The 23,726-nt window shown below is 53.7% G+C and carries 16 protein-coding genes, 3 rRNA genes and 1 riboswitch; of the genes, 15 read left to right on the top strand and 4 right to left on the bottom strand.

Annotated features, from left to right (window positions below; genetic code table 11):
- Nucleotides 1-17 precede the first annotated feature (17 nt).
- Nucleotides 18-140: riboswitch (TPP riboswitch) on the bottom strand.
- Between the two features lie 53 nt (nt 141-193).
- Nucleotides 194-682, bottom strand: coding sequence for a sigma D regulator (gene rsd / locus AC3ITF_RS21030; RefSeq protein WP_096758772.1), 489 nt, complete (start codon nt 680-682; stop codon nt 194-196).
- A gap of 96 nt (nt 683-778) precedes the next feature.
- Between rsd and nudC the strand changes: the two genes are divergently transcribed.
- The 6 genes from nudC (at nt 779) to AC3ITF_RS21000 (ending at nt 5,146) form a co-directional block, all read left to right on the top strand.
- A complete protein-coding gene (gene nudC, locus AC3ITF_RS21025) occupies nt 779-1,552 on the top strand; it encodes an NAD(+) diphosphatase (protein ID WP_489175996.1) in 774 nt (257 codons plus the stop codon).
- Between the two features lie 49 nt (nt 1,553-1,601).
- Complete coding sequence (gene hemE / locus AC3ITF_RS21020) at nt 1,602-2,666, top strand: uroporphyrinogen decarboxylase (RefSeq protein ID WP_096758770.1); 1,065 nt, start codon at nt 1,602-1,604, stop codon at nt 2,664-2,666.
- A 9-nt stretch (nt 2,667-2,675) separates the two neighbouring features.
- Nucleotides 2,676-3,356, top strand: a complete 681-nt coding sequence (gene nfi, locus AC3ITF_RS21015; protein ID WP_489175995.1) for a deoxyribonuclease V — start codon at nt 2,676-2,678, stop codon at nt 3,354-3,356.
- Between the two features lie 33 nt (nt 3,357-3,389).
- A complete protein-coding gene (locus AC3ITF_RS21010) occupies nt 3,390-3,980 on the top strand; it encodes a YjaG family protein (RefSeq protein ID WP_096758768.1) in 591 nt (196 codons plus the stop codon).
- Nucleotides 3,981-4,166: 186 nt separating this feature from the next.
- Entirely contained in the window at nt 4,167-4,439 is a 273-nt protein-coding gene (hupA, locus tag AC3ITF_RS21005) for a nucleoid-associated protein HU-alpha (RefSeq protein ID WP_096758767.1), read from the top strand.
- An 11-nt stretch (nt 4,440-4,450) separates the two neighbouring features.
- Entirely contained in the window at nt 4,451-5,146 is a 696-nt protein-coding gene (locus AC3ITF_RS21000; RefSeq protein WP_117344006.1) for a DUF1481 domain-containing protein, read from the top strand.
- Nucleotides 5,147-5,235: 89 nt separating this feature from the next.
- Here the strand turns inward: AC3ITF_RS21000 and zraP are convergent, their stop codons facing one another.
- On the bottom strand, nt 5,236-5,670 hold the full coding sequence (zraP, locus tag AC3ITF_RS20995; RefSeq protein ID WP_096758766.1) for a zinc resistance sensor/chaperone ZraP: 435 nt from the start codon (nt 5,668-5,670) through the stop codon (nt 5,236-5,238).
- A 261-nt stretch (nt 5,671-5,931) separates the two neighbouring features.
- On the opposite strand from zraP, the gene zraS reads away from it, so the two are divergent.
- A complete protein-coding gene (zraS, locus tag AC3ITF_RS20990) occupies nt 5,932-7,317 on the top strand; it encodes a two-component system sensor histidine kinase ZraS (RefSeq protein ID WP_117344001.1) in 1,386 nt (461 codons plus the stop codon).
- A 5-nt stretch (nt 7,318-7,322) separates the two neighbouring features.
- Nucleotides 7,323-8,648 carry a sigma-54-dependent response regulator transcription factor ZraR gene (gene zraR, locus AC3ITF_RS20985; protein WP_115259730.1) on the top strand — a complete coding sequence of 442 codons (1,326 nt, stop codon included), beginning with the start codon at nt 7,323-7,325 and terminating at the stop codon, nt 8,646-8,648.
- Here the strand turns inward: zraR and purD are convergent.
- Complete coding sequence (purD, locus tag AC3ITF_RS20980) at nt 8,645-9,934, bottom strand: phosphoribosylamine--glycine ligase (protein ID WP_135912742.1); 1,290 nt, start codon at nt 9,932-9,934, stop codon at nt 8,645-8,647. The two genes, zraR and purD, sit on opposite strands and share 4 nt — an antisense overlap.
- A 15-nt stretch (nt 9,935-9,949) precedes the next feature.
- The gene (gene purH, locus AC3ITF_RS20975) at nt 9,950-11,539 is read right to left on the bottom strand and encodes a bifunctional phosphoribosylaminoimidazolecarboxamide formyltransferase/IMP cyclohydrolase (protein ID WP_181517666.1); all 1,590 of its coding nucleotides are present in this window, start codon (nt 11,537-11,539) and stop codon (nt 9,950-9,952) included.
- Nucleotides 11,540-12,162: 623 nt separating this feature from the next.
- Here purH and AC3ITF_RS20970 point away from each other — a divergent pair.
- The 7 genes from AC3ITF_RS20970 to aceK all read left to right on the top strand — a co-directional run bounded on the left by AC3ITF_RS20970 (nt 12,163) and on the right by aceK (nt 23,686).
- Nucleotides 12,163-13,704 (top strand): 16S ribosomal RNA (locus tag AC3ITF_RS20970).
- 232 nt (nt 13,705-13,936) lie between these two features.
- A 23S ribosomal RNA gene (locus AC3ITF_RS20965) occupies nt 13,937-16,846 on the top strand.
- A 92-nt stretch (nt 16,847-16,938) separates the two neighbouring features.
- A 5S ribosomal RNA gene (rrf, locus tag AC3ITF_RS20960) occupies nt 16,939-17,054 on the top strand.
- The 16S, 23S and 5S rRNA genes sit together here, the layout of an rRNA operon.
- Before the next feature lie 482 nt (nt 17,055-17,536).
- Complete coding sequence (gene metA, locus AC3ITF_RS20955; protein ID WP_096758761.1) at nt 17,537-18,466, top strand: homoserine O-acetyltransferase MetA; 930 nt, start codon at nt 17,537-17,539, stop codon at nt 18,464-18,466.
- 268 nt (nt 18,467-18,734) lie between these two features.
- A complete protein-coding gene (gene aceB, locus AC3ITF_RS20950; RefSeq protein WP_489175994.1) occupies nt 18,735-20,336 on the top strand; it encodes a malate synthase A in 1,602 nt (533 codons plus the stop codon).
- A 156-nt stretch (nt 20,337-20,492) separates the two neighbouring features.
- Nucleotides 20,493-21,797 carry an isocitrate lyase gene (gene aceA, locus AC3ITF_RS20945; protein WP_096759483.1) on the top strand — a complete coding sequence of 435 codons (1,305 nt, stop codon included), beginning with the start codon at nt 20,493-20,495 and terminating at the stop codon, nt 21,795-21,797.
- A gap of 107 nt (nt 21,798-21,904) precedes the next feature.
- Complete coding sequence (gene aceK, locus AC3ITF_RS20940) at nt 21,905-23,686, top strand: bifunctional isocitrate dehydrogenase kinase/phosphatase (RefSeq protein WP_182296889.1); 1,782 nt, start codon at nt 21,905-21,907, stop codon at nt 23,684-23,686.
- Nucleotides 23,687-23,726: the final 40 nt, after the last annotated feature.

Below are 23,726 nucleotides of genomic sequence, written 5' to 3'. Positions count from 1 at the left end.
CCCATGGGCGATACAACTGTAGATTTACTCTTGTTCCCTTCGCAGGTATTAGCCTGATCAGGTTCCGCGGATCCCGAATTAACGGTCTCAGCCTTTTCCACTCATGCTGATGTGGAAAATAAGCACTCCGACAAGATAATTCCCCCTCTGGCGAGGAGGAATGGTTGTAAACTACCTGTTACTCGCGCAAATCTCAAGCAGGGCGTTTGATCATTGCGCTGTCGTGTACCGCATCAAGCACCAGCATAATCAACTTATCTTCCAGCATAAACCGGGCCTCCAGCGCCTCGCCGATATCCGACAATGCCTGTTGAAATTCAAGGAAATTATCGTGGTCAATGGCGTTTTCCAGACTGGAATCATAGTCGTCCATAATCTGTTGTGTATTGGCTTCCAGAAGAGGCCAAATTTTTGTGGCTTTTAAAAGCTGCCCGTTCCCTTCCAATTTATGCAGAATACGTTCATAAATACTGAAGTGTCCGGTGGAGAGGTAGTCGACCAGGCTCTGACAAAAATCATCCAGCGCTTTTTCATTGAGCCGCATGTACGATTCTTTGCCAGGCTTAATGCCAACCAGATTGTAGTAAGCCACGAGCAGGTGCTTACGTACATGTAGCCAGCGATCAACCAGTTTATTACTTCCTCCGACGTGTTCCGTCAGGCTTTCCAGCTGGTTTAGCATGATTGACTCCGCAAGGTGGTGTTGAAAAACGGCTCACCGATAAATGTAAAAATAATGTAAACAACATGCCTGTGAAGCAAAGGTTGCGCAAGAGATATGGATCGTATTATTGAAAAATTAGACAGCGGCTGGTGGATCGTCAGTCATGAACAAAAATTGTGGTTGCCTCACGGAGAGCTGCCACATGGTGACGCGGCTGGTTTTGATCTGCTGGGTCAGCGCGGGTTGCCGATAGGCGAGTGGGAAGGTGAAACCGTCTGGCTGGTGCAGCAGCAGCGTCGCCACGATATGGGCTCAGTGCGCCAGATCCTCGATCAGGATGTGGGACTGTTTCAACTGGTCGGACGCGGCGTACAGTTGGCTGAGTTTTTCCGTTCGCATAAATTCTGCGGTTATTGTGGCCATCCGATGCACCCAAGCAAAACCGAATGGGCAATGCTGTGTAGCCACTGCCGTGAACGTTATTATCCGCAAATTGCCCCCTGCATTATTGTCGCCATCCGTCGTGAAGACTCCCTGCTGCTGGCTCAGCATGTTCGCCACCGCAACGGCGTGCATACCGTGCTGGCCGGTTTTGTTGAAGTGGGGGAGACGTTAGAACAAGCGGTAGCGCGAGAAGTGATGGAAGAAAGCGGCATTAAGGTGAAAAACCTGCGCTACGTTACCTCCCAGCCCTGGCCGTTTCCGCAGTCTTTGATGACCGCGTTTATGGCGGAATATGATAGCGGGGAGATCGTCATCGACCCGAAAGAACTGCTGGAAGCGAACTGGTATCGCTACGATGACTTACCGCTACTTCCCCCGCCGGGTACCGTCGCACGTCGACTGATCGAAGATACTGTGGCGATGTGTCGGGTTGAGTACGAGTAAAGAACGAGTAATGATACACTGACGGCCTGACGCTAAAAGGAAGATAAAAATGACCGAACTGAAGAACGATCGTTACCTGCGTGCGCTGCTGCGCCAGCCCGTTGATGTTACTCCGGTATGGATGATGCGCCAGGCGGGCCGCTATTTGCCGGAGTACAAAGCCACTCGTGCGCAAGCGGGCGATTTCATGGCGCTGTGCAAAAACGCCGAGCTGGCCTGCGAAGTGACGCTACAACCGCTGCGCAGGTATAAACTTGATGCGGCGATCCTCTTTTCGGACATTTTGACCATCCCGGATGCGATGGGACTTGGGCTGTACTTTGAAGCTGGCGAAGGCCCACGCTTTACCTCTCCCATCACCTGTAAGGCCGATGTGGATAAGCTGCCGATCCCGGACCCGGAAGGGGAACTGGGCTACGTGATGAACGCGGTACGTACTATTCGCCGCGAGCTGAAGGGCGACGTGCCGCTGATCGGCTTCTCTGGCAGTCCGTGGACGCTGGCGACTTACATGGTGGAAGGCGGCAGCAGCAAAGCCTTCACCGTGATTAAAAAGATGATGTACGCCGATCCAACGTCGCTGCATCTGCTGCTCGATAAGCTGGCGAAAAGCGTCACGCTATACCTGAATGCGCAGATCAAAGCCGGCGCGCAATCGGTGATGATTTTCGACACCTGGGGCGGCGTGCTGACCGGTCGCGACTATCAGCAGTTCTCTCTCTATTACATGCACAAAATTGTCGATGGTCTGCTGCGTGAAAACGACGGCCGCCGCGTGCCGGTCACCTTGTTCACCAAAGGCGGCGGACAGTGGCTGGAAGCGATGGCGGAAACTGGATGTGATGCGCTGGGTCTCGACTGGACGACAGATATTGCCGATGCGCGTCGTCGTGTCGGTCATAAAGTGGCGTTACAGGGCAATATGGACCCGTCCATGCTCTACGCACCGGCACCGCGTATCGAAGAAGAAGTCGCCACGATACTGGCGGGCTTCGGTCAAGGGGAAGGCCACGTCTTTAACCTGGGCCACGGTATCCACCAGGATGTGCCGCCGGAACATGCCGGGGTGTTTGTGGAGGCGGTACATCGCTTGTCTGAGCAGTACCACCGCTAAGGAGTCACGATGGATCTCGCGTCGCTACGCGCCCAACAGCTTGAACTGGCCTCTGCGGTGATCCGTGAAGATCGCTTTAAAAGCGATCCGCCGGATCTGATCGCTGGGGCAGATGTCGGGTTTGAGCAGGGCGGAGAGGTGACGCGAGCCGCCATCGTGCTACTGAAGTATCCTTCTCTTGAGCTGGTTGAATATAAGGTGGCGCGTATCGCCACCACCATGCCGTATATCCCCGGTTTTCTCTCTTTTCGCGAATATCCTGCGCTGCTGGCTGCCTGGGAACAATTATCGCAGAAGCCTGACTTAGTGTTCGTTGATGGTCACGGTATTTCCCACCCGCGTCGTCTTGGCGTTGCCAGCCATTTTGGTCTGCTGGTGGATATCCCGACGATTGGCGTGGCGAAAAAACGGCTGTGCGGCAAGTTTGAACCCTTATCTGCTGAACCCGGGGCGCTAGCGCCACTGTTGGATAAAGGCGAGCAGCTGGCGTGGGTCTGGCGCAGCAAAGCACGCTGTAATCCACTGTTTATCTCTACCGGACATCGCGTGGGCATGGATAGCGCGCTGGCGTGGGTGCAGCGTTGTATGAACGGCTATCGCCTGCCGGAACCGACACGTTGGGCGGATGCGGTGGCATCGGAACGCCCGGCTTTTACGCGGCTTGCAGCAAAAACGCCCCATATCGGGTAAACTGCGACTAATTTCCGTATTCGAGAACTCATCATGTTACAAAACCCGATTCATCTGCGTCTGGAGAAGCTGGAAAGCTGGCAGCACGTCACCTTTATGGCCTGTCTGTGTGAGCGCATGTACCCAAACTACGCCATGTTCTGCAAGCAAACGGAGTTTGGTGATGGGCAGATTTACCGCCGAATCCTGGATTTAGTCTGGGAAGTGCTGACCGTCAAGGATGCGAAAATCAATTTTGACAGCCAGCTGGAGAAGTTTGAAGAGGCTATTCCGTCCGCAGATGACTACGATCTGTACGGCGTTTATCCGGCTATTGACGCTTGTGTTGCCCTGAGCGAAGTCATGCATTCTCGTCTGAGCGGTGAAACGCTGGAACACGCGATTGAAGTCAGTAAGGCTTCGATTACCAGCGTCGCGATGCTGGAAATGACGCAAGCGGGTCGCGAAATGACCGATGAAGAGCTGAAAGAGAACCCTGCCGTTGAGCAAGAATGGGATATTCAGTGGGAAATATTCCGACTTTTAGCCGATTGCGAAGAACGCGATCTTGAGCTGATAAAAGGGCTGCGTGCAGACCTGCGCGAGGCTGGCGAGAGCAATATTGGTATAATTTTTCAGCAATGACACCACAAAACGTGATTTAACGCCTGATTTGTCGTGCCTGAAGGCTTCCCATCCGCCCCCCGTCTGGTCTACATTTGGGGGGCGAAGAAAAGTGGCTATCGGTGCGTGTATGCAGGAGAGTGCTTTTCTGGCATTTCCGTCGCACTCGATGCTTAGCAAGCGATAAACACATTGTAAGGATAACTTATGAACAAGACTCAACTGATTGATGTAATTGCAGACAAAGCAGAACTGTCCAAAACACAGGCTAAAGCTGCTCTGGAATCCACTCTGGCTGCTATTACTGAGTCTCTGAAAGAAGGCGATGCTGTACAACTGGTTGGTTTCGGTACCTTCAAAGTGAACCACCGCGCTGAGCGTACTGGCCGCAACCCGCAGACCGGTCAAGAAATCAAAATCGCCGCAGCTAACGTACCGGCATTTGTTTCTGGTAAAGCACTGAAAGACGCGGTTAAGTAATTCGCGTGGCAGTGAACAGTTTTAACGAGGGGGCGGTTTCGCCCCTTTTGTCCATCTGGCGTCATACGCTTTGGCTTTCAGGTGTTCTGTTGCTGTCTGCCTGCAGTCGCCACTCTGAGCTTCCTCCGTTCACGGCCAGCGGTTATGTTGGCGATCACGGAGCGGTACGCGTTTGGCGTAAAGATTCCAACAATGATGTGCATCTGCTCTCCGTTTTTAGTCCGTGGCGAAGCGGCGACACAACCACCAGTGAGTACCGCTGGCAGGGTGACACCCTCTCTCTGATAGAACTCAACGTATACAGCCAACCGCCGGAGCATGTTCGCATCCGTTTCGACGATCGGGGTGAACTGAGTTTTATGCAGCGTGAAGTCGATGGACAAAAGCAGCAGCTTTCCAGCGATCAAATTGCGCTCTACCGCTACCGTGCCGATCAAACCCGTCAGACCAGCGATGCGCTGCGCCAGGGGCGTGTGGTATTACGGCAGGGGCGTTGGCATGCCGCCGAACGCACGGTCACTACGTGTGAAGGCGAGACGATCAAACCTGATTTAGATTCATGGGCGATAAACCATATCGAGCGCCGCCAGAGCCGCTCGTCGGTCGACGTGAGCGTGGCATGGCTGGAAGCGCCTGAGGGATCTCAGCTGTTGCTGGTCGCGAATTCTGATTTCTGTCGTTGGCAGCCAAAAGATAAAACATTTTAACGCCGGATGGCGACGCAAAAGCGTCTTATCCGGCTTACGGTATCCATCTGTAGGCCTGATTAGCGTAGCGCCATCAGGCATTAAGTTCTTTACCAGTGGCCCATACCCATATGACCCCCGCCACGATGGTAACTGCCGCCACCGCAACCCATGCCGGCACCACGAGGCACGCCCGCCTCCGCCATGGCGACATCCCGTTTCACCCGTTGCTCATCAAGCGCCTGATTCAGAGATTCTATCTCTTTTGCGACGGCATTAATTTTTGCGCTGTCCAGCGGGCTGGCGGTGAGCAACGCGTTGTACTCATAACGTTTAGACGTCAACTGCTGGCGCAATGCGCGGGTCTGCGTGTAGTAATCATCAGCGATTTTCTGGGCTGCGGCCTGCTGCTCGGTGGTCATTGGCGTACCACCCTGTTGCCACATTCCCTCACCATTGCCCCAGTGATGTTGCGCCAGTGCCGGGGTGGAACCCAGAGCCATCAGCGAGAGGACCATTAGCGCCAGTTTATTATTCCGTTTCATCGTTCGTTCTCCTGTTGGTTAGCTTACTTTCTCTTTTGCATCTTCCGTGCCAACCTGGACGTCCTTATGCTGCGGGGATCGCGCGGCTGCCGCCCGGGCGTAAGCGAGTAAAAATGACTCGCCAGAACAGCCCGGTGGGTCATTTTTACCCACCCGTTGTGAGGGTTTGTGCCTGAGAACAGGGTTATCAGGGTGAAAAGATGGCATGATTTCTGCTGTATACCTGAAATGAAGAAAGGAACGGCGGGAAAGGGAGAACGTATGCGTCTTGATAAGGATACGGCAGCAAAGTGGCTGAGCCGGTTATTACCGGCGGCGATCCTGATTTTGGTGGGGTGGTTTTCCATCATGACCATTCGGGACTACGGCCGGGAAAGTGATGCCGCTCGACAAACGTTACTGGAAAAGGGAAGCGTGCTGATCCGCGCCCTTGAGTCCGGTACGCGTGTGGGCATGGGAATGCGTATGCATCATGCGCAGCAACAAACGCTGCTGGAGCAAATGGCGGTACAGCCGGGCGTACTCTGGTTTGCCGTTGTCGATGAGCATGGCGTGATCATCACCCACAGTGATTCCTCTATGGTTGGTAAATCCCTCTACTCGCCGGATGTCCTGCGTCAGTTAAATCCTGGGGAACAAGAACGCTGGCGGAATATCGACTCATCGCCCGATGGGCATGATCAAATACCAGCCCTGGAAATTTATCGCCAGTTCCAGCCGTTGTATGGGGCCGGGAGGCACGGTATGGCACGCTGCTCCGGTAATGACGATCATGCGAATACGCCTACGCAAACCATCTTTATCGCTTTTGATGCCAGCGACCTGGCCGCGACTCAGGCCAGAGAGTGGCGTAATACGCTGATCGTTCTGTCTGCTCTGGCGGCGGTGCTGCTGGCTACCGTGCTGACGTTTTTCTGGTACCAACGCTATCAGCGTTCTTATAAAGAGCTACAGGACGCGATGAAGCGTAAAGAAAAGCTGATGGCGCTCGGACATCTGGCGGCGGGAGTCGCGCATGAAATCCGTAATCCACTGTCATCCATCAAGGGGTTAGCGAAATATTTTGCCGAACGCACTCCGGCGGGGGGCGAGTCGCATGAACTGGCGCAGGTGATGGCGAAAGAGGCCGATCGCTTAAATCGGGTGGTGAGTGAATTGCTGGAGCTGGTGAAGCCCGCGCACCTGACGCTGCAGCGGGTCGATCTTAATGAAGTCATCACCCACTCGCTGCATTTGGTTAGCCAGGATGCTCAGAGCCGGGAAATTCAACTGCAGTTTACGCCGAATGCTGCGTTACCCGCTATTCAAGCCGATCCCGACCGACTCACGCAGGTCCTGCTGAATTTATACCTCAACGCCATTCATGCTATCGGACATCAGGGGACGGTTACGGTTTCAGCGAGTGAAAGTAGCGCCGAACGGGTTAAAATTAGGGTTACCGACAGCGGAAAGGGAATTGCGCCCGACCAGCTGGAGGCTATTTTTACTCCTTACTTTACGACGAAGGCAGACGGTACCGGGCTGGGACTGGCGGTGGTGCAAAACATCATTGAGCAGCACGGCGGAACCATTCAGGTGACCAGCGTGGAAGGTAGAGGCACCGTCTTTACTCTCTGGCTGCCGATCAATGCGAAACCACAGGATTGACAAGGATGACACACGGAAAAATCGATATTCTGGTTGTGGACGATGACGTCAGCCACTGCACTATTCTACAAGCGCTGCTGCGTGGCTGGGGCTATGACGTTGCGCTTGCCTATAGCGGACGAGAGGCGCTGGCGCAGGTGCGTGAACACGTCTTTGATCTGGTATTGTGCGATGTGCGTATGGCGGAGATGGACGGCATTGAAACGCTGAAAGAGATCAAAGCCCTGAATCCGGCGATTCCGGTCTTGATTATGACCGCTTTTTCTAGCGTGGAGACCGCGGTGGAAGCGTTAAAAACCGGGGCGCTGGATTACTTAATCAAACCACTGGATTTTGACAGTCTGCAGCACACGCTGGAAAAGGCGCTGGCGCATACCCGGGCGACCGGCGTCGACCCCGTAGCAGCCCCGGCAGCGCAGTTTGGCATGATTGGCAACAGTCCGGCGATGCAGCACCTGCTTAACGAAATTGCGATGGTTGCGCCGTCGGATGCGACGGTGCTTATTCACGGAGACTCCGGAACGGGCAAAGAACTGGTCGCCCGGGCGCTTCACGCCAGCAGTGCGCGCAGTGATAAACCACTGGTGACGCTCAACTGCGCGGCGCTGAATGAATCCCTGCTGGAGTCTGAACTGTTCGGCCATGAAAAAGGCGCGTTTACGGGTGCCGATAAACGCCGGGAAGGGCGCTTTGTGGAAGCCGACGGCGGTACGCTGTTTCTTGATGAGATTGGCGATATCTCGCCGCTGATGCAGGTGCGCCTGCTGCGGGCGATTCAGGAGCGTGAAGTTCAGCGGGTAGGCAGTAATCAGACTATTGCTGTGGATGTCCGGCTGATTGCCGCCACCCATCGCGATCTGGCGCAAGAGGTCAACGCCGGACGTTTTCGCCAGGATCTCTACTATCGCCTGAACGTCGTCACTATCGAGATGCCCGCATTACGTCAACGCCGGGAAGATATTCCGCTGCTGGCCGGGCATTTTCTCCAGCGCTTTGCTGAGCGTAACCGCAAAGCGGTGAAAGGTTTTACCCCGCAGGCAATGGATCTGCTGATCCATTACGACTGGCCGGGAAACATTCGTGAGCTGGAAAATGCGATTGAGCGTGCTGTGGTTCTGCTGACGGGAGAATACATTTCTGAACGCGAGCTGCCGTTGGCGATTGCCGCGACGCCAATAAAAGCAGAGAACAGTCCGGAGATCCAACCGCTGGTGGATGTTGAAAAAGAGGTGATTCTGGCAGCACTGGAAAAAACGGGCGGCAACAAAACTGAAGCCGCCCGTCAGTTAGGCATCACGCGCAAAACGCTATTGGCGAAAATTTCGCGTTAGCGCTGCTCGCGTTCGATGGCGCGCCAGCCGATATCGTTACGGCTAAAGCTGCCTTCCCAGCGGATGTCGGCCATTAACGCGTAAGCGCGCTTCTGCGCTTCTGCAACGGTATGACCCAGTGCGGTTGCGCACAGGACGCGGCCCCCATTGGTCAATACCGTGTCGTCGGCGGCGAGTTTAGTGCCGGCGTGGAACACTTTGCCGTCAGCGGCTTCTTCCAGCGGCAGGCCGTGGATCGCGTCTCCGGTACGGTAGTCGCCCGGATAACCCCCGGCGGCGATTACCACGCCCAGCGAGGCGCGCTCGTCCCACTCGGAGGTTTTTTCGTCCAGCTTACCGTCGCAGGCGGCGAGACACAGATCCACCAGGTCCGACTTCATGCGCAGCATGATCGGCTGGGTTTCCGGGTCGCCGAAGCGGCAGTTAAACTCGATAACCTTTGGGTTGCCCTGTTTGTCGATCATCAGGCCTGCGTACAGGAAACCGGTGTAGGTGTTACCTTCTGCCGCCATGCCTTTTACGGTTGGCCAGATGATGCGTTCCATGGTGCGCTGGTGAACGTCATCAGTTACAACAGGCGCTGGAGAGTATGCACCCATCCCGCCGGTGTTCGGACCGGTATCGCCATTGCCCACACGTTTGTGGTCCTGACTGGTAGCCATCGGCAGGACATGCTCGCCGTCGACCATCACGATAAAGCTTGCCTCTTCGCCGTCGAGGAACTCCTCGATCACGATGCGGTGGCCCGCGTCGCCAAACGCGTTGCCTGCCAGCATGTCGTGCACGGCGGCTTCAGCTTCTTCAAGCGTCATTGCCACGATAACGCCTTTACCGGCAGCCAGGCCGTCGGCTTTAATGACGATCGGCGCGCCTTTCTCACGCAGATAGGCCAGCGCGGGCTCCACTTCAGTGAAGTTCTGGTATTCCGCCGTGGGAATATTATGGCGCGCGAGGAAATCTTTGGTGAACGCTTTAGAACCTTCCAACTGCGCAGCACCTTCGGTTGGGCCGAAGATTTTCAGACCGGCGGCACGGAAGGCATCGACCACGCCAATCACCAGCGGCGCTTCCGGACCAACGATAGTGAGATCGATCTTCTCGCTCTGGGCAAAGCTCAGCAGTGCCGGAATGTCGGTTACACCGATAGCCACGTTTTGCAGCGTCGGTTCCAGTGCGGTACCCGCATTGCCCGGTGCGACATAAACGGTTGAAACCTGCGGTGACTGGGCTGCTTTCCAGGCCAGCGCGTGTTCGCGCCCGCCGTTGCCAATAACTAATACTTTCATCGTCTGCTCCGTGGATTAATGGCGGAAGTGGCGCATGTCGGTAAAGATCATCGCAATACCGTGTTCGTCGGCAGCGGCAATCACCTCGTCATCACGAATGGAACCGCCTGGCTGGATAACACAGCTCACGCCAACGGCTGCTGCGGCATCAATCCCGTCGCGGAACGGGAAGAAGGCGTCAGACGCCATTGCCGAACCTTTGACTTCCAGACCTTCGTCGGCGGCTTTAATCCCGGCGATCTTCGCGGAATAAACGCGGCTCATCTGGCCTGCACCTATGCCGATGGTCATGTTCTCTTTGGCGTAGACAATGGCGTTGGATTTCACGAACTTCGCGACTTTCCAGCAGAACAGCGCATCACGCAGCTCCTGCTCAGTAGGCTGACGTTTGGACACTACGCGCAGTTCACCCTCGGTGACCATACCCAGGTCACGATCCTGAACCAGCAGTCCGCCGTTCACGCGTTTGAAATCCAGGCCCGCAACACGCTCAGCCCACTGACCGCAGGTCAGGACGCGAACGTTCTGCTTAGCCGCCGTAATCTTCAGCGCTTCCTCAGTTGCTGACGGGGCGATGATCACTTCAACAAACTGGCGGGAGATAATGGCCTGTGCCGTTTCAGCATCCAGTTCGCGGTTAAAAGCGATGATGCCGCCGAACGCGGAGGTTGGATCGGTTTTGTACGCGCGGTCATAGGCATCAAGAATAGAGGAGCTGACTGCCACGCCGCACGGGTTGGCGTGCTTAACGATAACGCAGGCTGGCTCGTTGAACTCTTTCACGCACTCGAGCGCGGCGTCGGTATCGGCGATGTTGTTATAAGAGAGCGCTTTGCCCTGGACCTGCGTAGCGGTGGCAACGGACGCCTCTTTAACATTCTCTTCTATATAGAAGGCAGCCTGCTGGTGGCTGTTTTCGCCGTAGCGCATATCCTGCTTCTTAATGAAGTTCAGGTTCAGGGTTCGTGGGAAGCGACCTGCAGCGTCTTTGCTTTCACCGTGATAGGCCGGGACCATGCTGCCGAAGTAGTTGGCAATCATGCTGTCGTAGGCGGCGGTGTGTTCGAACGCTTTAATGGCGAGATCGAAACGGGTGTCGAGGGTCAGAGAACCTTCGTTGGCATCCATCTCTTTAATAATGGCGTCGTAGTCATTGCTCTTTACCACGATAGCCACATCTTTATGGTTCTTGGCAGCCGAGCGCACCATGGTTGGGCCGCCGATATCGATATTCTCTACCGCATCTTCCAGCGAGCAGCCAACGCGAGCCACGGTCTCGGCAAACGGGTACAGGTTAACAACCACCATATCGATAGGGTTGATACCGTGTTGTTCCATTATTCCGTCATCCTGACCGCGACGGCCAAGAATGCCGCCGTGTACTTTTGGATGCAGGGTCTTCACGCGTCCATCCATCATTTCCGGGAAACCGGTGTAATCGGAAACTTCGGTCACTGGCAGACCTTTCTCTGCTAACAGGCGCGCAGTGCCACCTGTAGACAGCAGCTCCACACCGCGTGCGGAAAGTGCCTGAGCGAATTCGATAATACCTGCTTTGTCAGAAACACTGAGCAGAGCGCGGCGGACTGGACGACGTTGTTGCATGGTAAATCCCCTGGATTTGACTATAACAGAGAGCGTTAGCTGAGTTTTTGCGTAAAAACTCAGCTAACGCCCCTTACGGGGCATCCTTGTTTTGCCGCAGCATTGTAACGAAAACGTTTGCGCAACGCTCGCGAATTTTTCTTTTTCAATGTTGACCCTTATTTCGAGAGCTTAAAACCGTATATAGGTAGAAAGGATCGCCGAAATGATGGGGATGTTTGTGGATAACTCTGTGTGCAAATAGGTATAAGGCGGGGTTTTGCTGTGGAATGCAGCAGTCAGTCATTTTTCTGTAATTTAAGGGTTGCGGGCGCCAGAGAACTCCCTATAATGCGCCTCCATCGACACGGCGGATGTGAATCACTTCACACAAACAGCCGGTTCGGTTGAAGAGAAAAACCTGAAAATAAACGGTTGACTCTGAAAGAGGAAAGCGTAATATACGCCACCTCGCAACAGTGAGCGAAAGCCGTGTTGCACTGCTCTTTAACAATTTATCAGACAATCTGTGTGGGCACTCGAAGATACGGATTCTTAAACGTCGCAAGACGAAAAATGAATACCAAGTCTCTGAGTGAACATACGTAATTCATTACGAAGTTTAATTCACGAGCATCAAACTTAAATTGAAGAGTTTGATCATGGCTCAGATTGAACGCTGGCGGCAGGCCTAACACATGCAAGTCGAACGGTAGCACAGAGGAGCTTGCTCCTTGGGTGACGAGTGGCGGACGGGTGAGTAATGTCTGGGAAACTGCCCGATGGAGGGGGATAACTACTGGAAACGGTAGCTAATACCGCATAATGTCGCAAGACCAAAGAGGGGGACCTTCGGGCCTCTTGCCATCGGATGTGCCCAGATGGGATTAGCTAGTAGGTGGGGTAACGGCTCACCTAGGCGACGATCCCTAGCTGGTCTGAGAGGATGACCAGCCACACTGGAACTGAGACACGGTCCAGACTCCTACGGGAGGCAGCAGTGGGGAATATTGCACAATGGGCGCAAGCCTGATGCAGCCATGCCGCGTGTATGAAGAAGGCCTTCGGGTTGTAAAGTACTTTCAGCGAGGAGGAAGGGGATGTGGTTAATAACCGCATTCATTGACGTTACTCGCAGAAGAAGCACCGGCTAACTCCGTGCCAGCAGCCGCGGTAATACGGAGGGTGCAAGCGTTAATCGGAATTACTGGGCGTAAAGCGCACGCAGGCGGTCTGTCAAGTCGGATGTGAAATCCCCGGGCTCAACCTGGGAACTGCATCCGAAACTGGCAGGCTAGAGTCTTGTAGAGGGGGGTAGAATTCCAGGTGTAGCGGTGAAATGCGTAGAGATCTGGAGGAATACCGGTGGCGAAGGCGGCCCCCTGGACAAAGACTGACGCTCAGGTGCGAAAGCGTGGGGAGCAAACAGGATTAGATACCCTGGTAGTCCACGCCGTAAACGATGTCGACTTGGAGGTTGTTCCCTTGAGGAGTGGCTTCCGGAGCTAACGCGTTAAGTCGACCGCCTGGGGAGTACGGCCGCAAGGTTAAAACTCAAATGAATTGACGGGGGCCCGCACAAGCGGTGGAGCATGTGGTTTAATTCGATGCAACGCGAAGAACCTTACCTACTCTTGACATCCACGGAATTTAGCAGAGATGCTTTAGTGCCTTCGGGAACCGTGAGACAGGTGCTGCATGGCTGTCGTCAGCTCGTGTTGTGAAATGTTGGGTTAAGTCCCGCAACGAGCGCAACCCTTATCCTTTGTTGCCAGCGGTTCGGCCGGGAACTCAAAGGAGACTGCCAGTGATAAACTGGAGGAAGGTGGGGATGACGTCAAGTCATCATGGCCCTTACGAGTAGGGCTACACACGTGCTACAATGGCATATACAAAGAGAAGCGACCTCGCGAGAGCAAGCGGACCTCATAAAGTATGTCGTAGTCCGGATTGGAGTCTGCAACTCGACTCCATGAAGTCGGAATCGCTAGTAATCGTAGATCAGAATGCTACGGTGAATACGTTCCCGGGCCTTGTACACACCGCCCGTCACACCATGGGAGTGGGTTGCAAAAGAAGTAGGTAGCTTAACCTTCGGGAGGGCGCTTACCACTTTGTGATTCATGACTGGGGTGAAGTCGTAACAAGGTAACCGTAGGGGAACCTGCGGTTGGATCACCTCCTTACCTTAAAGAAACGTTCTTTGTAGTGTCCACACAGATTGTCTGATGAATGATGAACTTCTGAATGTACTTCCGAGTGCATTAAGAAGTTTTGCTCTTTAAAAATCTGGATCAAGCTGAAAATTGAAACGACACACTGTGTCTGTTCTCCGTAATAAGAACAGATAAGCGGTGTGTTCGAGTCTCTCAAATTTTCGCAACACGATGTGTTTTACGAAACATCTTCGGGTTGTGAGGTTAAGCGACTAAGCGTACACGGTGGATGCCCTGGCAGTCAGAGGCGATGAAGGACGTGCTAATCTGCGATAAGCGTCGGTAAGGTGATATGAACCGTTATAGCCGGCGATTTCCGAATGGGGAAACCCAGTGTGTTTCGACACACTATCATTACGTGAATACATAGCGTAATGAAGCGAACCGGGGGAACTGAAACATCTAAGTACCCCGAGGAAAAGAAATCAACCGAGATTCCCCCAGTAGCGGCGAGCGAACGGGGAGCAGCCCAGAGTCTGAATCAGCATGTGTGGTAGTGGAACGGTCTGGAAAGTCCGACGGTACAGGGTGATAGTCCCGTACACAAAATCGCATGTGTTGTGAACTCGAAGAGTAGGGCGGGACACGTGGTATCCTGTCTGAATATGGGGGGACCATCCTCCAAGGCTAAATACTCCTGACTGACCGATAGTGAACCAGTACCGTGAGGGAAAGGCGAAAAGAACCCCGGCGAGGGGAGTGAAAAAGAACCTGAAACCGTGTACGTACAAGCAGTGGGAGCCCTGATTTATCAGGGTGACTGCGTACCTTTTGTATAATGGGTCAGCGACTTATATTCTGTAGCAAGGTTAACCGTATAGGGGAGCCGAAGGGAAACCGAGTCTTAACTGGGCGTTAAGTTGCAGGGTATAGACCCGAAACCCGGTGATCTAGCCATGGGCAGGTTGAAGGTTGGGTAACACTAACTGGAGGACCGAACCGACTAATGTTGAAAAATTAGCGGATGACTTGTGGCTGGGGGTGAAAGGCCAATCAAACCGGGAGATAGCTGGTTCTCCCCGAAAGCTATTTAGGTAGCGCCTCGTGAACTCATCTTCGGGGGTAGAGCACTGTTTCGGCTAGGGGGTCATCCCGACTTACCAACCCGATGCAAACTACGAATACCGAAGAATGTTATCACGGGAGACACACGGCGGGTGCTAACGTCCGTCGTGAAGAGGGAAACAACCCAGACCGCCAGCTAAGGTCCCAAAGTCACAGTTAAGTGGGAAACGATGTGGGAAGGCACAGACAGCCAGGATGTTGGCTTAGAAGCAGCCATCATTTAAAGAAAGCGTAATAGCTCACTGGTCGAGTCGGCCTGCGCGGAAGATGTAACGGGGCTAAACTGTGCACCGAAGCTGCGGCAGCGACACTATGTGTTGTTGGGTAGGGGAGCGTTCTGTAAGCCGTTGAAGGTGTCCTGTGAGGGGTGCTGGAGGTATCAGAAGTGCGAATGCTGACATAAGTAACGATAATGCGGGTGAAAAACCCGCACGCCGGAAGACCAAGGGTTCCTGTCCAACGTTAATCGGGGCAGGGTGAGTCGACCCCTAAGGCGAGGCCGAAAGGCGTAGTCGATGGGAAACAGGTTAATATTCCTGTACTTGGTGTTACTGCGAAGGGGGGACGGAGAAGGCTATGTTAGCCGGGCGACGGTTGTCCCGGTTTAAGCATGTAGGCGGGAAGTTTAGGTAAATCCGGACTTCTGTATAACGCTGAGGTGTGATGACGAGGCACTACGGTGCTGAAGTAACAAATGCCCTGCTTCCAGGAAAAGCCTCTAAGCATCAGGTAACACGAAATCGTACCCCAAACCGACACAGGTGGTCAGGTAGAGAATACCAAGGCGCTTGAGAGAACTCGGGTGAAGGAACTAGGCAAAATGGTGCCGTAACTTCGGGAGAAGGCACGCTGATGGTAGGTGAAGCGACTTGCTCGTGGAGCTGAAATCAGTCGAAGATACCAGCTGGCTGCAACTGTTTATTAAAAACACAGCACTGTGCAAACACGAAAGTGGACGTATACGGTGTGACGCCTGCCCGGTGCCGGAAGGTTAATTGATGGGGTTATCCGTAAGGAGAAGCTCTTGATCGAAGCCCCGGTAAACGGCGGCCGTAACTATAACGGTCCTAAGGTAGCGAAATTCCTTGTCGGGTAAGTTCCGACCTGCACGAATGGCGTAATGATGGCCAGGCTGTCTCCACCCGAGACTCAGTGAAATTGAACTCGCTGTGAAGATGCAGTGTACCCGCGGCAAGACGGAAAGACCCCGTGAACCTTTACTATAGCTTGACACTGAACACTGGTCCTTGATGTGTAGGATAGGTGGGAGGCTTTGAAGTGTGGACGCCAGTCTGCATGGAGCCAACCTTGAAATACCACCCTTTAATGGCTGGTGTTCTAACGTAGACCCGTAATCCGGGTTGCGGACAGTGTCTGGTGGGTAGTTTGACTGGGGCGGTCTCCTCCTAAAGAGTAACGGAGGAGCACGAAGGTTAGCTAATCCTGGTCGGACATCAGGAGGTTAGTGCAAAGGCATAAGCTAGCTTGACTGCGAGAGTGACGGCTCGAGCAGGTGCGAAAGCAGGTCTTAGTGATCCGGTGGTTCTGAATGGAAGGGCCATCGCTCAACGGATAAAAGGTACTCCGGGGATAACAGGCTGATACCGCCCAAGAGTTCATATCGACGGCGGTGTTTGGCACCTCGATGTCGGCTCATCACATCCTGGGGCTGAAGTAGGTCCCAAGGGTATGGCTGTTCGCCATTTAAAGTGGTACGCGAGCTGGGTTTAGAACGTCGTGAGACAGTTCGGTCCCTATCTGCCGTGGGCGCTGGAGAATTGAGGGGGGCTGCTCCTAGTACGAGAGGACCGGAGTGGACGCATCACTGGTGTTCGGGTTGTCATGCCAATGGCATTGCCCGGTAGCTAAATGCGGAAGAGATAAGTGCTGAAAGCATCTAAGCACGAAACTTGCCCCGAGATGAGTTCTCCCTGACTCCTTGAGAGTCCTGAAGGAACGTTGAAGACTACGACGTTGATAGGTCGGGTGTGTAAGTGTAGCGATACATTGAGCTAACCGATACTAATGAACCGTGAGGCTTAACCTTACAACGCCAAAGATGTTTTGGCGAAAGAGACATCAAATTCAGCTTGATACAGATAAAATCAGAACGCAAAAGCGGTCTGATAACAGAATTTGCCTGGCGGCTGTAGCGCGGTGGTCCCACCTGACCCCATGCCGAACTCAGAAGTGAAACGCCGTAGCGCCGATGGTAGTGTGGGGTCTCCCCATGCGAGAGTAGGGAACTGCCAGGCATCAAACAGAAACAAAAGGCTCAGTCGAAAGACTGGGCCTTTTGTTTTATCTGTTGTTTGTCGGTGAGTGCTCTCCTGAGTAGGACAAATCCGCCGGGAGCGGATTTGAACGTTGCGAAGCAACGGCCCGCAGGGTGGCGGGCAGGACGCCCGCCATAAACTGCCAGGCATCAAACAAGTGAAGAAGCCCATCCTGACGGATGGGCTTTTTTGCGTCTGTTGTATGTAAAAGCGGTTGGATAGCCGCGTCAGCGCCTTATCTGCCCAGCAAAACCTCTCTTCTGTCCGCGTAAAATGTCCTTTATCCTGCCCGTGAACGACAAAGCATTCTCCTTTTGACTCTTACTGCACTATTCTACAGCGAGTGAGTCGTGAAACTTTCTCACCTTGAGCATGCAGGCTCGACATTCACACGATTCCTGGTTATTGTCAGCTATCTGGATGTCTAAACGTTTAAACGTATGTTGTGAGGTTATCAGGTTATGCCAATTCGCGTGCTGGACGAGCTACCCGCCGTCAATTTCTTGCGTGAGGAAAACGTCTTTGTCATGACGACATCCCGCGCATCCGGTCAGGAAATTCGTCCTCTGAAGGTGCTTATCCTCAACCTGATGCCGAAGAAGATCGAAACGGAAAACCAGTTTCTCCGGTTATTGTCGAACTCACCGCTGCAGGTAGACGTTCAGCTATTACGCATTGATGCCCGCGAGTCGCGCAATACGCCGACGGAGCATCTGAATAACTTTTACTGTAATTTCGAGGATATTTGCGATCAGAACTTTGATGGACTGATCGTCACCGGGGCACCGTTAGGCCTGGTTGAGTTTAACGATGTGGCCTACTGGCCGCAGATCAAACAGGTACTGGAGTGGGCGAAAGACCACGTCACATCAACATTGTTTGTCTGTTGGGCGGTGCAGGCCGCACTGAATATCCTTTATGGCATCCCCAAGCAAACCCGCAACGACAAGCTTTCAGGTGTATACGAACACCATATCCTTCATCCTCATGCCCTGCTGACGCGTGGTTTTGATGATGCTTTCCTTGCGCCGCACTCACGCTATGCTGATTTCCCTGCTGCGTTGATCAGGGATTACACCGATCTTGAGATTTTTGCCGAGACGGAAGAGGGCGATGCCTACCTGTTTGCCAGTAAAGATAAACGTATTGCGTTCGTGACGGGTCATCCGGAATATGACGCCGATACGCTGGCCGGTGAATATTTTCGTGACGCCGAAGCGGGGTTGACCCCGGACGTTCCGTACAACTATTTCCCGCAAGATGACCCACAAAACAAACCTCGGGCAAGCTGGCGTAGCCATGGCAATTTGCTGTTTATTAACTGGCTCAACTATTACGTCTACCAGATCACGCCATACGATCTGCGCCACATGAATCCAACGCTGGATTAATCTTCTGTAGCAAACGATCCTTAAGCGTTTCAGCATGTTGAATCAGGCACCTTCGGGTGCTTTTTTTATTTCCGAAACGCACCTCACTGTGTGATTAATTTTTATTATGATTGTTATCAATAAGTTAATTGATAATTAAATTAAAAATGGAAATTGTTTTTGATTTTGAAATTTAAATGGGTAGTCTTAGTTGTGCTGAACGAAAACCGCACAACGATCCTTCGTTCGCATTGGGGATGTGTTTGGATCAATGACGAGGAACTACGCAATGAATCAACAGGCAACAACAACCGATGAGCTGGTTTTTACCAGGCCGCATGGCGAGCAGGAACAGCAGGTTTTGACCGCAGAGGCGGTGGAATTCCTGACCGAATTGGTGACTCGATTTACGCCAAAACGCAATAAACTTCTCGCCGCGCGTATTCAGCAGCAGCAGGATATTGATGACGGTAAGTTGCCTGATTTTATTTCGGAAACAGCTTCCATTCGTGAAGGTGGCTGGAAGATTCGCGGTATTCCTGATGATTTACAGGATCGTCGCGTGGAAATCACCGGACCCGTTGAACGCAAGATGGTGATTAACGCGCTCAACGCCAACGTTAGAGTCTTTATGGCTGACTTTGAGGATTCACTGGCTCCCGAGTGGAGTAAAGTGATCGACGGGCAAATCAACCTGCGCGATGCGGTGAACGGTACCATCAGTTACACCAACGAAGCTGGCAAGATATACCAGCTGAAGCCCGATCCGGCGTTATTGGTTTGTCGCGTACGTGGCTTGCATCTGCCGGAAAAACACGTCACCTGGCGTGAGGAAGCGATTCCCGGCAGTCTGTTCGACTTTGCCCTCTATTTCTTCCACAACTACAAAGCCTTGCTGGCTAAAGGCAGTGGTCCTTACTTCTATTTGCCGAAAACGCAGGCCTGGCAAGAAGCGGCCTGGTGGAGTGAAGTCTTCAGCTATACAGAAGACCGATTTAATCTGCCACGCGGCACGATAAAAGCCACGTTGCTGATCGAAACACTGCCAGCCGTTTTCCAGATGGATGAGATCCTGCACGCGCTGCGTGACCATATTGTCGGCCTCAACTGCGGTCGTTGGGATTACATTTTCAGCTACATCAAAACCCTCAAGAATCACCCGGATCGTGTTCTGCCCGATCGTCAGGTGGTAACGATGGATAAGCCGTTCCTCAGCGCCTACTCGCGTCTGCTGATTAAAACCTGTCATAAACGCGGTGCTTTTGCGATGGGCGGTATGGCGGCGTTTATCCCCAGCAAAGACGCTGAGCGCAACAATCAGGTGCTGGCAAAAGTTAAAGCGGATAAAGCGCTGGAAGCCAATAACGGTCATGACGGGACCTGGGTTGCTCACCCTGGACTGGCAGATACCGCCATGGCGATTTTCAACGACGTGCTGGGCAACAACAAAAATCAGCTGTTTGTCACCCGAGAAGAGGATGCGCCGATTACCGCAGAACAACTGCTGGCTCCGTGCGAAGGGGAACGTACTGAAGAAGGCATGCGCGCCAATATTCGCGTTGCCGTGCAGTACATCGAAGCGTGGATCTCTGGCAACGGTTGCGTACCGATTTATGGCCTGATGGAAGATGCGGCAACTGCCGAAATCTCCCGTACCTCCATCTGGCAGTGGATCCACCATCAGAAAACCCTCAGCAACGGTAAGCCGGTGACCAAACCGCTGTTCCGTCAGATGCTGGCCGAAGAAATGCGGGTGATTCAGGACGAGCTGGGTGAACACCGCTACAGCAGCGGGCGCTTTGATGACGCCGCACGCCTGATGGAGCAAATCACCACCTCTGACGAACTGATCGACTTCCTTACCTTGCCAGGCTACCGCTTACTGGCTTAACAGCCCAGGCTATTTTGTTCGCCATTTTAGCCCCGGGCAGTGCTCAAAATCCTCACGTACTATAAGTACGCTCCGGTTTTTGCGCGCTGGCCGTGACCAAACTGCCTTCACCAATAACGCCTGGGAAGCCAGGAGAATAATATGGAGCATCTGCACATGAAAACCCGTACCCAACAAATCGAAGACTTACAGAAAGAATGGACACAACCACGCTGGGAAGGCATTACCCGCCCGTACAGCGCGGAGGAAGTGGTGAAGTTACGTGGCTCGGTCAACCCGGAATGTACGCTGGCGCAGCTTGGCGCAGCGAAAATGTGGCGTTTGCTGCACGGCGGATCGAAGAAAGGTTATATCAACAGCCTCGGTGCACTGACTGGTGGTCAGGCGCTGCAACAGGCGAAAGCCGGTATTGAAGCGGTCTACCTTTCCGGGTGGCAGGTGGCGGCAGACGCCAACCTGGCCTCCAGCATGTACCCGGATCAATCGCTGTACCCGGCGAACTCTGTGCCCGCCGTGGTGGATCGGATCAACAACACCTTCCGTCGGGCGGATCAGATCCAATGGTCAACCGGCATTGAGCCAACCGATCCGCGCTATGTGGATTACTTCCTGCCGATCGTTGCCGATGCCGAAGCCGGTTTTGGCGGCGTCCTGAACGCGTTTGAATTGATGAAGTCGATGATTGAAGCCGGTGCAGCGGCGGTTCACTTCGAAGATCAGCTCGCCTCGGTGAAAAAATGCGGTCACATGGGCGGCAAGGTGCTGGTACCGACTCAGGAAGCTATCCAGAAACTGGTGGCGGCCCGTCTGGCGGCAGACGTGATGGGCGTCCCGACGCTGGTTATTGCCCGTACCGATGCTGACGCAGCGGATTTGATTACCTCTGACTGCGACCCTTACGACAGCGAGTTCATTACCGGCGAGCGCACCAGCGAAGGGTTCTACCGTACCCATGCGGGTATTGAGCAGGCGATCAGTCGCGGACTGGCCTACGCCCCGTATGCTGACCTGGTGTGGTGCGAAACCTCCACACCGGATCTCGAACTGGCGCGCCGCTTTGCCGATGCCATCCATGCTAAATATCCGGGCAAACTGCTGGCCTACAACTGTTCGCCGTCGTTTAACTGGCAGAAGAACCTGGATGACAAAACCATTGCCAGCTTCCAGCAACAGCTGTCCGATATGGGTTATAAATATCAGTTCATTACCCTGGCGGGCATCCACAGTATGTGGTTCAACATGTTTGACCTCGCGCGTTCCTATGCACAGGGCGAAGGCATGCGCCACTACGTTGAGAAAGTTCAGCAGCCAGAATTTGCGGCGGCGAAAGATGGCTACACCTTCGTATCCCACCAGCAGGAAGTGGGTACCGGTTATTTCGACAAAGTGACGACCATCATTCAGGGTGGCGCGTCATCCGTTACTGCGCTGACCGGGTCCACTGAAGAATCACAGTTCTGATCGACCTGATGCCCGGTGGCGTAATGCTTACCGGGCCTACAGTTCTGTGTAGGCCGGATACGCGAATGCGCCATCCGGCATTATTCGATTCTGAACGAGGGCAAAAGATGTCGCGTGGCCTGGAATTGCTGATTGCCCAAACCATCCTGCAAGGTTTTGATGCGCAGTATGGCCGGTTTCTGGAAGTGACGTCCGGCGCGCAGCAGCGTTTTGAACACGCTGACTGGCATGCTGTGCAGCAGGCGATGAAAAGCCGTATCCATCTCTACGATCATCACGTTGGTCTGGTAGTGGAACAGTTGCGCTGCATTACCGACGGCAAAAGTACCGATGCGGCATTTTTACTTCGTGTAAAAGAGCATTACACCCAGCTGCTGCCGGACTATCCGCGCTTTGAGATTGCCGAGAGCTTTTTTAACTCCGTGTACTGCCGGTTATTTGATCACCGCTCGCTGACGCCCGAGCGGTTGTTTATTTTCAGCTCTCAGTCAGAACGTCGATTTCGTACTATCCCGCGCCCGCTGGCGAAAGACTTTTTCCCAGATTCAGGCTGGGAAGGGCTGCTCACGCGCGTGCTCAGCGATCTCCCCCTTCGTCTGCCATGGCAGAATAAACAGCGTGATATTCGCTACATCATCGAGCACCTGACGGAAATTGTTGGCGAAGCGGTGCTGGCGCGCTGCCATTTGCAGGTGGCGAACGAATTGTTTTATCGCAATAAGGCCGCCTGGCTGGTGGGAAAACTGATCACACCAGAGGTCACGCTGCCGTTTTTACTGCCTATTCACCGCACTGACGAAGGCGAATTGTTTGTCGATACTTGTCTGACGACTACGGCGGAAGCCAGCATTGTGTTTGGTTTTGCCCGCTCTTACTTTATGGTCTACGCGCCGTTGCCTGCGGCACTGGTCGAGTGGCTGCGTGAGATCCTGCCCGGTAAAACCACCGCCGAGCTGTATATGGCGATTGGCTGTCAGAAGCATGCGAAAACCGAAAGCTACCGTGAATATCTGCTGTATCTGGCCGACTGCGATGAACAGTTTATCGAAGCGCCGGGAATACGCGGCATGGTGATGCTGGTGTTTACTCTGCCTGGATTCGATAGGGTCTTCAAAATTATTAAAGACAAATTTGCGCCGCAAAAAGAGATGTCTGCGGCCCACGTCCGCGCCTGTTACCAACTGGTCAAAGAGCACGATCGCGTGGGACGCATGGCCGATACCCAGGAATTCGAAAATTTTGTGCTGGATAAACGGCAAATTTCCCCGGCGCTGATGGCGTTGTTGCAGCAGGAAGTACCCGAAAAAATGACCGATCTCGGCGAGCAGATCGTGATTCGTCATCTGTATATCGAACGGCGGATGGTGCCGCTAAATATCTGGCTGGAGCAGGTCGAAGGCCAGCAGCTGCGGGATGCGATAGAAGAATATGGTAACGCTATTCGCCAACTGGCTGCCGCCAATATTTTCCCGGGTGACATGCTGTTTAAAAACTTCGGCGTGACCCGACACGGGCGGGTGGTGTTCTACGACTATGATGAAATTTGCTACATGACGGAGGTGAATTTCCGCCATATCCCGCCCGCGCGTTACCCGGAGGATGAGCTGGCCAGCGAACCGTGGTACAGCGTCTCGCCGGGAGATGTATTTCCGGAAGAATTTCGTCACTGGCTGTGCGCCGATCCGCGTATTGGACCGTTATTTGAAGAGATGCATGCCGATTTGTTCTGCGCCGACTACTGGCGAGGTCTGCAAACGCGGATCCGTGAAGGGCACGTGGAAGACGTTTACGCCTATCGGCGCCGCCAGCGGTTTAGCGTGCGTTATGAAACCGACCGTAGGCCGGATAAGGCCTTTGCGCCGCCATCCGGCAATGTGCGCCGTGCCTGATGGCGCTGCGCTTATCAGACCTACAAATCATCCCAACCTT

The sequence above is a fragment of the Citrobacter sp. KH_055_1 genome (assembly GCF_057838705.1).
The sequence above is the reverse complement of the archived record's forward strand: the minus strand, read 5'-3'. Positions and strand labels throughout refer to the sequence as shown.

Bases quoted from the DNA above. Each gene is read 5' to 3' on its own strand.
- rsd (WP_096758772.1), bottom strand. From the start codon at position 682: ATGCTAAACCAGCTGGAAAGCCTGACGGAACACGTCGGAGGAAGTAAT.
- nudC (WP_489175996.1), top strand. From the start codon at position 779: ATGGATCGTATTATTGAAAAATTAGACAGCGGCTGGTGGATCGTCAGT.
- hemE (WP_096758770.1), top strand. From the start codon at position 1,602: ATGACCGAACTGAAGAACGATCGTTACCTGCGTGCGCTGCTGCGCCAG.
- nfi (WP_489175995.1), top strand. From the start codon at position 2,676: ATGGATCTCGCGTCGCTACGCGCCCAACAGCTTGAACTGGCCTCTGCG.
- AC3ITF_RS21010 (WP_096758768.1), top strand. From the start codon at position 3,390: ATGTTACAAAACCCGATTCATCTGCGTCTGGAGAAGCTGGAAAGCTGG.
- hupA (WP_096758767.1), top strand. From the start codon at position 4,167: ATGAACAAGACTCAACTGATTGATGTAATTGCAGACAAAGCAGAACTG.
- zraP (WP_096758766.1), bottom strand. From the start codon at position 5,670: ATGAAACGGAATAATAAACTGGCGCTAATGGTCCTCTCGCTGATGGCT.
- zraS (WP_117344001.1), top strand. From the start codon at position 5,932: ATGCGTCTTGATAAGGATACGGCAGCAAAGTGGCTGAGCCGGTTATTA.
- zraR (WP_115259730.1), top strand. From the start codon at position 7,323: ATGACACACGGAAAAATCGATATTCTGGTTGTGGACGATGACGTCAGC.
- purD (WP_135912742.1), bottom strand. From the start codon at position 9,934: ATGAAAGTATTAGTTATTGGCAACGGCGGGCGCGAACACGCGCTGGCC.
- purH (WP_181517666.1), bottom strand. From the start codon at position 11,539: ATGCAACAACGTCGTCCAGTCCGCCGCGCTCTGCTCAGTGTTTCTGAC.
- metA (WP_096758761.1), top strand. From the start codon at position 17,537: ATGCCAATTCGCGTGCTGGACGAGCTACCCGCCGTCAATTTCTTGCGT.
- aceB (WP_489175994.1), top strand. From the start codon at position 18,735: ATGAATCAACAGGCAACAACAACCGATGAGCTGGTTTTTACCAGGCCG.
- aceA (WP_096759483.1), top strand. From the start codon at position 20,493: ATGAAAACCCGTACCCAACAAATCGAAGACTTACAGAAAGAATGGACA.
- aceK (WP_182296889.1), top strand. From the start codon at position 21,905: ATGTCGCGTGGCCTGGAATTGCTGATTGCCCAAACCATCCTGCAAGGT.